Source organism: Streptomyces sp. NPDC101118, from assembly GCF_044759445.1.
Taxonomy (GTDB): domain Bacteria; phylum Actinomycetota; class Actinomycetes; order Streptomycetales; family Streptomycetaceae; genus Streptomyces.
On sequence record NZ_JBIVZG010000010.1, the window covers coordinates 237200 to 247288 of the forward strand.

12 protein-coding genes are annotated in these 10089 nt (G+C 76.2%); 8 read left to right on the forward strand and 4 right to left on the reverse strand.

What is annotated here, in order from left to right; genetic code table 11:
* Positions 1-127: 127 nt before the first annotated feature.
* The 3 genes from ACIQUQ_RS18795 (at position 128) to ACIQUQ_RS18805 (ending at position 2365) form a co-directional block, all read left to right on the forward strand.
* Positions 128-703 (forward strand): histidine phosphatase family protein, encoded by a 576-nt coding sequence (locus ACIQUQ_RS18795; protein WP_403976995.1) that lies wholly within the window; start codon positions 128-130, stop codon positions 701-703.
* A gap of 94 nt (positions 704-797) precedes the next feature.
* A complete protein-coding gene (locus ACIQUQ_RS18800; protein WP_403976997.1) occupies positions 798-1589 on the forward strand; it encodes an N-acetyltransferase in 792 nt (263 codons plus the stop codon).
* Between the two features lie 191 nt (positions 1590-1780).
* Complete coding sequence (locus ACIQUQ_RS18805) at positions 1781-2365, forward strand: hypothetical protein (protein ID WP_403976999.1); 585 nt, start codon at positions 1781-1783, stop codon at positions 2363-2365.
* On the opposite strand, the gene ACIQUQ_RS18810 is transcribed toward ACIQUQ_RS18805, so the two are convergent.
* Both ACIQUQ_RS18810 and ACIQUQ_RS18815 read right to left on the reverse strand, forming a co-directional pair.
* Positions 2347-4209, reverse strand: coding sequence for a BTAD domain-containing putative transcriptional regulator (locus ACIQUQ_RS18810; protein ID WP_403977001.1), 1863 nt, complete (start codon positions 4207-4209; stop codon positions 2347-2349). The genes ACIQUQ_RS18805 and ACIQUQ_RS18810 overlap by 19 nt on opposite strands.
* A 221-nt stretch (positions 4210-4430) precedes the next feature.
* Positions 4431-4979, reverse strand: coding sequence for a GNAT family N-acetyltransferase (locus ACIQUQ_RS18815; protein WP_403977003.1), 549 nt, complete (start codon positions 4977-4979; stop codon positions 4431-4433).
* A gap of 124 nt (positions 4980-5103) precedes the next feature.
* On the opposite strand from ACIQUQ_RS18815, the gene ACIQUQ_RS18820 reads away from it, so the two are divergent.
* The 4 genes from ACIQUQ_RS18820 to ACIQUQ_RS18835 all read left to right on the forward strand — a co-directional run bounded on the left by ACIQUQ_RS18820 (position 5104) and on the right by ACIQUQ_RS18835 (position 7511).
* Complete coding sequence (locus ACIQUQ_RS18820) at positions 5104-5706, forward strand: TetR/AcrR family transcriptional regulator (RefSeq protein ID WP_403977005.1); 603 nt, start codon at positions 5104-5106, stop codon at positions 5704-5706.
* A 36-nt stretch (positions 5707-5742) separates the two neighbouring features.
* Positions 5743-6246, forward strand: a complete 504-nt coding sequence (locus ACIQUQ_RS18825) for a DinB family protein (RefSeq protein ID WP_403977007.1) — start codon at positions 5743-5745, stop codon at positions 6244-6246.
* Positions 6247-6380: 134 nt separating this feature from the next.
* On the forward strand, positions 6381-6764 hold the full coding sequence (locus ACIQUQ_RS18830; RefSeq protein WP_403977009.1) for a hypothetical protein: 384 nt from the start codon (positions 6381-6383) through the stop codon (positions 6762-6764).
* A gap of 24 nt (positions 6765-6788) precedes the next feature.
* Positions 6789-7511 carry a DUF72 domain-containing protein gene (locus ACIQUQ_RS18835; RefSeq protein WP_403977011.1) on the forward strand — a complete coding sequence of 241 codons (723 nt, stop codon included), beginning with the start codon at positions 6789-6791 and terminating at the stop codon, positions 7509-7511.
* A gap of 12 nt (positions 7512-7523) precedes the next feature.
* Here the strand turns inward: ACIQUQ_RS18835 and ACIQUQ_RS18840 are convergent, their stop codons facing one another.
* Positions 7524-8009, reverse strand: a complete 486-nt coding sequence (locus tag ACIQUQ_RS18840) for a hypothetical protein (protein ID WP_403977013.1) — start codon at positions 8007-8009, stop codon at positions 7524-7526.
* A 10-nt stretch (positions 8010-8019) separates the two neighbouring features.
* On the reverse strand, positions 8020-8886 hold the full coding sequence (locus tag ACIQUQ_RS18845; RefSeq protein ID WP_403977014.1) for a LysR family transcriptional regulator: 867 nt from the start codon (positions 8884-8886) through the stop codon (positions 8020-8022).
* Positions 8887-8955: 69 nt separating this feature from the next.
* Here ACIQUQ_RS18845 and ACIQUQ_RS18850 point away from each other — a divergent pair, with 69 nt between their 5' ends.
* Positions 8956-9936: an EamA family transporter gene (locus ACIQUQ_RS18850; RefSeq protein WP_403977015.1), complete on the forward strand. Its 981-nt coding sequence runs from the start codon at positions 8956-8958 to the stop codon at positions 9934-9936.
* Positions 9937-10089 lie beyond the last annotated feature (153 nt).

Genomic DNA, 10089 nt, shown 5'->3' on the forward strand with positions numbered 1-10089 from the left:
ACGCCGTCGCCTTCCGGGCAGGGCCGGGCCGGTCCGGAGGGCAGGGCCGGCCGCCCGGCAAGCCGCCCGGCAAAGCCGCCGGGCCCAGACGCTTGACCCGTCGGCACCGGCGCCCCACCATCACCGCATGAACGTTCGGGTCTCGCTCGTCGCCGCAGCCCGTAGTTCCTCGCTGCTCGCCGAGCGCTTCGACGACGACCGGCCGCTGGACCACAGCGGCTGGCAGGCGGTGGAACTGGCGGCGCACGGCCTCGTACGCCTCGGCGCCGCGGACCTGCGCTACTGCTCGCCGACGCCCCGCAGCCGCGCCACCGGCGCGGCCCTCGGGTACGCGCCGCTGGCCCAGCCCGCGCTGCGCGAGTGCGACATGGGCCGGTGGCGCGGCCTGACCCTGGCCGAGGTCACCACCCGCGAGCCCGCCGCGGTCGACGCCTGGCTCGCCGACCCCGGCTGCGCCCCGCACGGCGGGGAGTCGCTGCTGGCCTTCATCACCCGGATCGGCTGCTGGCTCGACACCCGGCCGGCCGACGACGGCGGCGCGATCGTGGCCGTGGCCGAGCCCTCCGTCGTACGCGCGGCCCTGGTGTACGCGCTGAAGGCGCCGCCCCTGACCTACTGGAACGTGGACGTCCGCCCGCTGGCCGCCGTCACCCTCACCGGCTGGGCCGGCCGCTGGCACCTCTCCCTCCAGGCGCCGGTCTGAGGAGGACGGGGCCGAGGAGGACGGGGCCGAGGCGGCCGGCAGCGCCGGGAAAATCCGCTTGAGCAGGCACGATGCATCTGCCTAGCGTGACCGCATGGACGCGAGAGACGATCTGACCCCCCACGGCCCGGCCGACGAGGGCCTGACCATCACCACCCTGGCCGAGCGGCCCGAACTGCTCGGCGCCCTGTGGGAGATGAAGGACACCTGGCCGGCGTTCGCCGTCGAGGACCCGATCGGCTGGCTGCTCTTCCCCCGGGTCGCCACGGAGCTCCAGGACTACGTACTGGTCGCCACCGACCCCGGGGGCGCCGTGGTCGCCCGCGCCTTCAGCGTGCCGTTCGCCCTGGACCGGCCGGGCCGCGGCGAACTGCCCGCCCGCGGCTGGGACCAGATCCTGCTGTGGGCCTTCTCCGACCTGCGGCACGGCGTGGCCCCCGACACGGTCAGCGCGATCGAGGTCAACATCGAGCGGGACCACGTCGGCTCCGGCATCTCGGGGCGGATGCTCGCCGCGATGCGCGAGAACGCCCGCTCCCGCGGCTTCCGCGAGGTCGTGGCGCCCGTACGCCCCAACGCCAAGCACCTCGAACCCGAGGCGGACATCCACGAGTACGCCTTCCGCACGCGCCCCGACGGGCTCCCGCACGACCCGTGGCTGCGCGTGCACGTACGGGCCGGCGCCACGGTCGAGAAGGTGGCCCCCGCCTCCATGACCATCACCGGCTCCCTCGACGACTGGCGGACCTGGACCGGCCTGCCCTTCGACACCCGGGGCCCGGTGACCGTCCCGGGCGCGCTGGTGCCGGTCCGCTGCGAACCCGAGCAGGGCTACGCCGTCTACGTGGAGCCCAACGTCTGGGTGCGCCACCGCCTCGACGGCTGAGGCGGGAGCCCCGGGCCTCCGGTCGGCGGCAGCCGGCCGGAGGGGCGTGCCGGAACGCGCCCCGCCGGTCGTTGTGCCTCCGTTGGCCGGGGGCCCAACGGGCCCACCACGGAGGGCCAACGTCCCCGCAACACCCGGCTGTGAGTGTGGCGTGTGTTGAGCACGACCCCACCGAGTCAAGGGAGTACCACGTGGCACAGCGTCGTTCCGTGCAACGTCAGGGGCTGTGGCGGATCCTCTTCGCCGCGCTCGCCGCCGTGTGCGCGGTCGCCTTCGGGATGACCGCCTCCGCCAGCGCCTCGGGCGGCGGCACGCCGTTCGCGGGCCAGGCCGCCCGGGCGGGCCTCACGGCCGCCCAGACGAAGTCGCTGCAGAAGCAGGTCGACGGCTACCTCGCCAAGACCGGCGGCCGGCAGTCGGCGGCCAACGAGATCACTCTGCCGAGCGGCGGCACCCTCACGGTCGCGCTGCCCGGCGAGCGCAAGGCCCGCAGCCTCGCCTCCGCGGGCGCCGCGTTCGTGGACTGCCCGTACTACTACTTCTGCGCCTACCAGTACGAGAACTACGGCGGCACGCAGATCCGCGAGGACAGCTGCGGCACGCACACGTCCATCCCGTGGGCGGGCTACGGCTCGTACATCAACAACCAGACCTCGGGCACCCAGGCCCGCCTGGAGAACAGCAGCAAGCAGGTCCTGTACTACTCCCGCGGCGCGTACGCGGCCGTGCCCACCGGCGTCTACTGGACCCCGGTGTACTACTTCAACCCCTGCTGACCGGGGGCAGCGCCACGGCCGGCCGTCGTCCCCTCGCGGACGGCGGCCGGCCGCTTCGCCGTGGTCGCCCCCTCGCGGGCGAAGAGCCGGGTCAGGCCCTCGGCGCGGTACCACCCCGGCGCGTCCGTCTCCAGCAGCTGTACGTCGGTCAGCGCCTCCAGCAGCCACTCGGTGTCCCGCTCGGTCATCCCCAGCGCGCGGGCAGCCGTCCGCACAGAGACCGCCCCCACCGCCCCGACCAGCGCGAACAGCGGCAGCAACCGGCCCCGGACCGCCCCGCGCAGACCGCGCGCGACCCCCTCGTACGCACCCTGGAGGCAGCAGCGCACCGAGCGCTCCCCGTCGTCCAGCTCGTCCAGCCGCCGCCGTTCGTCCGCCAGCCGCACGGCGAACTCGGCCGCGCTCCAGCGGGGCCGGGCCAGCATCCGCGCCGCCACGATGGACAGGGCCAGCGGCAGCCCGTCGCAGTGCGCGGCCAGCGCGGCGGCCGACCCGGGGTCGGCGCCCAGCCGCCCGTCGGCCACCGACGCCGCCAGGAGCGCCACGGATTCGGCGGGCGACAGCGGGCCCAGCCGGACCCGCAGGTCCACGGCGGGGGCGGCGGGCTGGGCCCGGCCGGTGATCAGCACGCCCGCTGCGGGGCCGGCGGGCAGCAGCGGGGCGATCAGGGGGGCGTCCTCCGCGCCGTCCAGCAGGAGCAGCACCCGGCGCCCGGCGGTGGCCGTGCGGAACGCGGCGGTGAGCTCGTCGGGGGTCAGTTCGTCCAGGCCCGGGTCTCCGGCAGGGGTCCCCAGCGAGCGCAGCAGCCGGCGCAGCAGCGGACCGGTGCCGGGGGCGGTGCGCAGGGGCACCCAGCACTGGCCGTCGGGGTAGCGGGGGGCCAGGCGGTGGGCCACGTGGACGGCGAGGGCGGTCTTGCCGATGCCGGGCGGTCCCGAGACCGCGGCGATGCCGCCGTCCGCCAGCGCCTCGGCGAGCAGTGCGGCCTCGGCGGCGCGGCCGGTGAAGTGCTGGGTCCCGCGGGGGAGTTCGGTGGGCGGCGGGGGCGCGGTGGTGCGGGACGGGCGCTGCGGTCCCTGCTGCGGGTGCTGCGGCAGGTGCGGCAGAGGGGGACGTGCGAGGGGCGGGCGCAGCTCCGGTGCCTGGGTGAGGATCAGCCGCTCGGCGGTGCGTAACTCGGGGCCGGGATCGATGCCCAGCTCGTCCGCGAGCAGCCGGCGCCCCTCCTGGTACAGGGCCAGGGCCTCCGCCTGGCGCCCGGCGAGGTAGAGCGCGTGCATCAGACGGGCCCGCGGCAGTTCGCGCAGCGGGTGGGCCGCGACGAGGAGCCGGAGCCGGGAGACCGCCGGGGCGGTGCGGCCGAGCGCGAGGTCGGCCTCGGCGGCCAGCTCCTGGGCGGCCGCGCGCAGCTCCTCCAGCCGGGCGGCCTCCTCGCGCAGCGCGTCCAGGTCCAGGTCCTCGTACGCGGGTCCGCGCCAGAGCCGCTCGCCCGCCTCCAGCTGCTCCGCGCACCCGGCCGGGTCGCCCCCGTCGTACAGGCGGCGGGCCGCCGCGTACCGGCCCTCGAACTCGGCGGCGTCCAGTTCCCCCGGCGCCAGGACCAGGGTGTGGCCGCCCGCGGAGCGGGTCAGCCGCCGGTCGTCGCCGAGGGACTTGCGGAGTTTGTGGACGTGCCAGCGGAGCATCGCGGCGGCCGACTCCGGCGGGTCCGCGCCCCACAGGGCCCCGGCCAGCACCTCGCCCGAGGCCGCCGCCCCCTGCCGTCCGAGCAGGACGGCCAGCAGCGCCCGCTGCTTCGCCCCCTGCACGACGGTCTCGCGCCCCGCGCCGTCCTCGACGGTCACGGGTCCGAGCACCTTGAATCGCACGCCGCCCCCAAGTGCGTCGTCCCCCGATGCGCACCAGCAGCGGGAGGATAGTTCGGGGGAGGGGGCCTGTCGACATTGCGGACGTCCCGTCCGCTGGGCGGACGCGCGGGACGCCGGTGGGCCAGGGGGCGGCGGGCCGGCAGGCGGCGGGTCGGGACGGTGGAGGGCGGGGCCGGTGGGGGCGGGACGGTGACGGGTCAGGCTGCCGCCGGCCAGTCGCGGGACAGGACCGCCCAGATCTCCTCGTCGTGGCGCGTGCCGCGGTACGGGTACCACTCGCGCAGCACGCCGTCGCGGGTCATGCCCAGGCGGCGGGCCGCCGCGATGCTGCGCTCGTTGCACGAGGTGGCCCACCACTCCACGCGGTGCATCCCGCGCTCCCGGAACGCCCAGTCGATCAGCACCCGGCAGGCCCGAGTGACCAGGCCCTTCCCCTCCGCGGCCGGCTCCAGCCAGCAGCCGATCTCGGCGACGCCGGACGTGGTGTCGAACGACACGAACATGACCCCGCCGACCAGGGTGTCGCCGAGCCAGATGCCGCAGATGCGGCCGTCGTCCTTGCACTGGCGGTCGGCGTAGCGCTGGAGGGTGGCGGTGGCGGATTCGAGGTCGGTGCTGAAGGTGGCCCACGGTATCCACGGGTCGACGTGGTCGCGGGCCCGGTCGATGTGGGCCAGGAACTCCGGTGCCATCCAGGGCTCGAGCGGGCGCAGGGTGGCGTCGGCGGTCAGGGGGATCGCGTACACGGGGCCTCGATTCGGTGCGGTGCGGTGCGGTGCGGTGCGGTTCGGTGCGGTTCTGTCTCGCGGTAGGTGGCGCAGGTAGTACGTAACGAGCGTTCGGTACGTGAGTGTAGGTAGGGTGACCCCCATGCCGCCAGCACGAGGAGACCGCGATGCCCGCCGCGAGGACGTGTCCGAGGCGGTGTGGCGCGTCCTGGCCGGCAAGGGCTTCGGCGGTCTGACGCTGCGCGCGGTGGCCGCAGAGATGGGCGTGTCGACCGGGATGCTGATGCACTACTTCCCGACGAAGCGGGCCCTGGTGGTGCACGCGCTCGACATCCTGGAGCGGCGCAGCGCCGAACGGCCCCGGCGGGCCAGGCCGGTGGCGGGGCTCGCCGCGCTGCGGGCGGTGCTGCTGGACGTCCTGCCGCTGGGCGCCGACGACACGGCGCGCAACCGCATCTGGGTCAGCTCCTGGGACCTCGCCCTCGCGGACGAGGGCCTGGGCGCGGAGCAGGCGGAGCGGTACGGGCGGATGCGGGAGGCGCTGCTTCCGCACCTGGAGGCGGCGCGGGAGCGTGGGGAGGTCGCGCCGGACGCGGATCCCGCGCGCCTGGCCGCGACGTGCGTGGCCTTCGTGCACGGGCTGGTGGTCCAGGCCCTGTTCGACCCGGTGCGGTTCACGGCCGAGGAGCAGACGCGGGCCGTCGACGGCTTCGTGCGGATGCTGGGCGCCGTACCGGAAAAATGACGGGACGGCCCCCGCCCGCGCTGACATGATCATCGGATGGACGATCAGCAGCGGGTGGCGCCCTCGACGGTGGCCGACGAGCGGACCTCCCTGACCTCCTTCCTGGACTACCAGCGGCAGACGCTGGCCGTGAAGTGCGCCGGCCTGACGGCCGGGCAGCTCAGGAGGCGGGCCGTGCCGACCTCCGGGCTCACCCTGCTCGGGCTGGTGCGGCACGCGGCCGAGGTGGAGCGCGGCTGGTTCTCCAACGTCGTGCTGGGCGAGCCGCGGGGCGCGCTGTGGGCGGCGGTCGACGGGGAGTTCGCGGACTTCCAGGTGGCGGACGCCGACCCGGAGGAGGCCTTCGCCTTCTGGCGGGCCGAGTGCGACCGGTCCCGTGCGGCCGTGGCCGGCTTCGCGTCGCTCGACGAGACCGTGACCTTCCGGGGCGAGACGTACGCGCTGCGGTACGTGCTGACCCACATGATCGAGGAGTACGCCCGCCACAACGGCCACGCCGACCTGATCCGCGAGGCGATCGACGGGGCGACGGGCGAGTGACGGCCCGGCCCGTGCGCGGTGCGGCGGCGGCGCATGCCGCGGCGGCGGCGCGCGCCCGGCGTGCCGGGGAGCCCGCGGGCTTCCGGTAGGGCCGCGGGGAGATTCCCGGCGGCTGCCTGCCGAAGGAGCCCTTCGTGTCACGTACCGCCCATCACATCCGCAGCCGGCGTGCGCCCCGCCTGCCGTACGGCGCCCGCCCCTGGCGCGTCGTGGACCTCACGGTGCCGCGCTACGGCCGCCGCGAGCTGGGCGACGCCGCCCGCGAGGGGCGCCGGCCGTTTCCGCGGTACGTCCGCGTGCGGGTGGCCGTGTACGCGTACCCCCGCTCCGGCGACGACCGCGCACTCACGGTGGCGGCCACCCTGGCGGAGCGCCGGGAGCGGGCGCGGCTGCGGGCCGCGACCGACCGGATCCGCGGGCTGGTGTACGCCCCCGGGGGCCCGCTGCGGCTGCGGGGGGCCGAGCGGGTCGACGTACCGCCGGCCCGGCACCGCCGGTCCGTGCTCTGGCACGCCTGAGCCGGGACCGCGCACCATGGAGGCATGGCGGTGCTCGTCGGAACGTCCGGGTGGCAGTACCGGGACTGGCGCGGGGTGCTGTACCCGCCGGGCTGCCCGCAGCGGCTGTGGCTGGAGGAGTACGCCCGCAGCTTCCCGACCGTGGAGAACAACAACGCCTTCTACCGGCTGCCGGAGGAGCACACGTTCGCCGCGTGGCGCGAACGGACCCCCGACGGCTTCGTGATGGCCGTCAAGGCCAGCCGGTACCTCACGCACATCAGGCGGCTGCGGGACCCGGCCGAGCCGGTGGACCGGCTGATGGCGCGCTGCACGGCCCTCGGCGACCGGCTGGGGCCGGTGCTGCTGCAGCTGCCGCCGACCCTGCGGGGCGACCCGGAGGCCCTCGACGCGTGCCTCGCCTGCTTCCCGGCCGGCGTCCGGGTGGCCGTCGAGCCCCGGCACCCCTCCTGGTGGACGGACGAGGTGCGGGAGGTGCTGGTGTCCCGGTCGGCGGCCCTGTGCTGGGCGGACCGGGACTCGCGCCCGGTGGCACCGCTGTGGCGCACCGCCGACTGGGGCTACCTCCGCCTCCACGAGGGCCGCGCCCGGCCCTGGCCGCGCTACGGGCGCACCGCACTGCGCTCGTGGGCGGCCCGCCTGTCCGGCACGTGGCCGCGCACGGCGGACGTCTACGCGTACTTCAACAACGACCCGGGCGGCGCGGCGGTGGAGAACGCCCGCACCTTCACGAACCTCACCGCGTGACCCGCGCACCCGTCACGGGCCGGGCAGCGGCCCGTGCCCGATCGCGGCGAGGAGGTGGACCGGGAACTCCGGATCGGCCTGGCCGACGGCGAGGGCGACCCAGCGCTCCGTACCCGGCGGCCGCCAGACCTCCATGCCGGCAGCGAGCCCGGCCAGGAGCGACAGCGGCTCGGGCGCCTGGTACCCGGGGTCCGGGTGGCCGGAGCCGAGGTACGGCCAGAGCTCCACGGTCCGGGCGGGCCCCCAGCGGGCGGTGAGTACGGCGGCCAGCGCGGCGCGGGCGGCCTCGATCTCGCTCTCCGCGGCTTCGACGAGCTCCTCGGCGCGGCTCTCCCAGAAGTCCCGGCTCTCGCGGAGCACTTCGAAGTGGTAGCCGGGACCGCTCCAGCCGTGGGACGCCGCCGAGCGGCGCTCCTCGGCCGGGAACGGCAGGGCCGCCAGCTCGTCGAGCCGGGACAGCTGGTGCGCCGCGGACGGCACCGGAGGAGGAGGGGACATGCCCGCGAACCTATCCCCGGGCACCGACAGCCAGGACTTCTCGGGCCAGGGCCTGGAGGGACGGGAGTGCCGGGTGGGTGGGGCCCCTGCGCCAGCAGAGGGAGACGGGCACCGGGGGTGCGTCCGCCAACGGCCGGTAGGCGAGGGAGGGATGACGGTGGTTGCCGGGCGTGGCGGAGGTGGTGACGCCGACGGCGCGGCCCGCCGCGATGGTCATCAGCCACTCGTCGGTGTTGGTCACCGGCAGGGTGGTGGCGGGGCGCGCCGCGACCGGCCACAGGTCCGGCGTGGCGGTGCCGGAAACGGTGTTGAGGGCGACCGGGTGGGCGGTGAGGTCCGCCAGGGTGATCCGGGGCAGGGCCGCGAGCGGGCTGTCCGCCGCCATGACGACCACCCGGTCCTCGTGCGCCAGCACCTCGGTGCGCAGCCCGGGAGCGGTGACCGGTCCGCGCAGCAGGGCGGCGTCGACCTTCCCGCGCGTGAGGCCGGCCGTGGGGTCGTCGACGCGCAGCAGTTCCAGCGGGGTGCCGGGGCGGGTCTCGTCCCAGCGGCGCAGCAGCGCGACCGTGCGGTCGCCGAGCGCGGCCCAGGTGTGGCCCAGCCGCAGCGGCCAGCTCCGCAGGCCCGCCGGGTCGAGGGCGGTCTCGACGGCGGCGACCGCGGCGGCGGCCTTGTCGCGGAAGACCCGGCCCTCGGCGGTCAGCTCCAGGTGGTGGGTGGACCGGTCCGCGAGCCGGGCGCCGAGGTGGTCCTCCAGCTGGCGCAGCGTGCGGGAGAGAGCGGGCTGGCCGATGTGCAGCCGGGCGGCGGCCCGGGTGACGTTGCCCTCCTCGGCGATCACGAGGAAGGCGCGGAGGTGCCGCAGCTCGATGGTCATGCCTCAGGAGCATAACCAGCGGGCAGGCGGCATTTCACGCCGCGTCAGCACTTTCCTACGGTGATACTCATGACACCCACGACCCCGGCCACGACCTCCGCGGGCCGCCCGGCTCCCGCTGCCTCCGCGGCCCCCACCGCCCCGTCTCCGTCCCCGGCACCGGCCGCGACACCCCCCGGCGCGTCCGCGCACACCGTCGTCCGCCACGCTCCCGGCCGTGGCACCCTCGGCGGTGTCGCCCTCGTGCTGGCCGGGGCGGTGACCGTGCAGTTCGGGTCCGCCGTGGCCGCGCTGCTGTTCCCGCGCGCCGGCGCGCTCGGCACGGTCGCGCTCCGGGTGGCGTTCGCCGCGCTGCTCCTGCTGGTCTTCGTACGGCCCCGGGTGCGCGGGTACGGGCGCACCGACTGGGCGGTGGTCCTCGGCTACGGCCTGGCGCTCGGCGGCATGAACCTCCTCTTCTACCAGGCCGTCGAGCGCATCCCGCTCGGCGCGGCGGTCGCGTGCGAGGTGCTCGGGCCGCTGCTGCTGTCGGTGGCCGCCACCCGCCGCCCGCTCAGCCTGCTGTGGGCCGGCCTGGCGCTGGCCGGGGTCTGGCTGCTGGGCGGCGGGAGCGCGGGCGGCCTGGACGCGGCGGGCGTGGCCTTCGCGCTGGGGGCGGGGGCGATGTGGGCGGCGTACATCGTGGCGGGGGCCCGGGCCGGCGCCCGCTTCCCCCGGCTGGACGGCCTCGCGCTCGCCATGGCCGTGGCCGCCCTGGTCGCCCTGCCGTCCGGCATCGCCTCCGCGGGCGCGGTCCTGCTGGAGCCGCGGGTCCTGGCGCTGGGCCTGGCGGTCGCGGTGCTCGGCTCCGGCGTGCCGTACGCCCTGGAACTCCTCGCCCTGCGCCGCCTCCCCGCCGCCACCTTCGCGGTCCTCACGAGCCTGGCCCCCGCCCTGGCCGCCCTGGCGGGCTACCTGGTCCTCGACCAGACCCTCACCCTCCGCCAGTGCACCGCGATCGCCCTGATCATCACGGCCACGACGGGCGCCGTCCGCACCACCCGCCGCTGACATCCCGCCGCTGACCCCGCGCCCGGACGTCCCTCCCTGCGGACCCGTGGTGTGCCCGCTAGACGAGTAAGTCCGAAGCCTGCTCAGTGGTCGTAGGCGATGAGTGACCTGGTCAGTGGTGTTCCGTTGGCTCGGTTGTGCCAGATGGCTGCT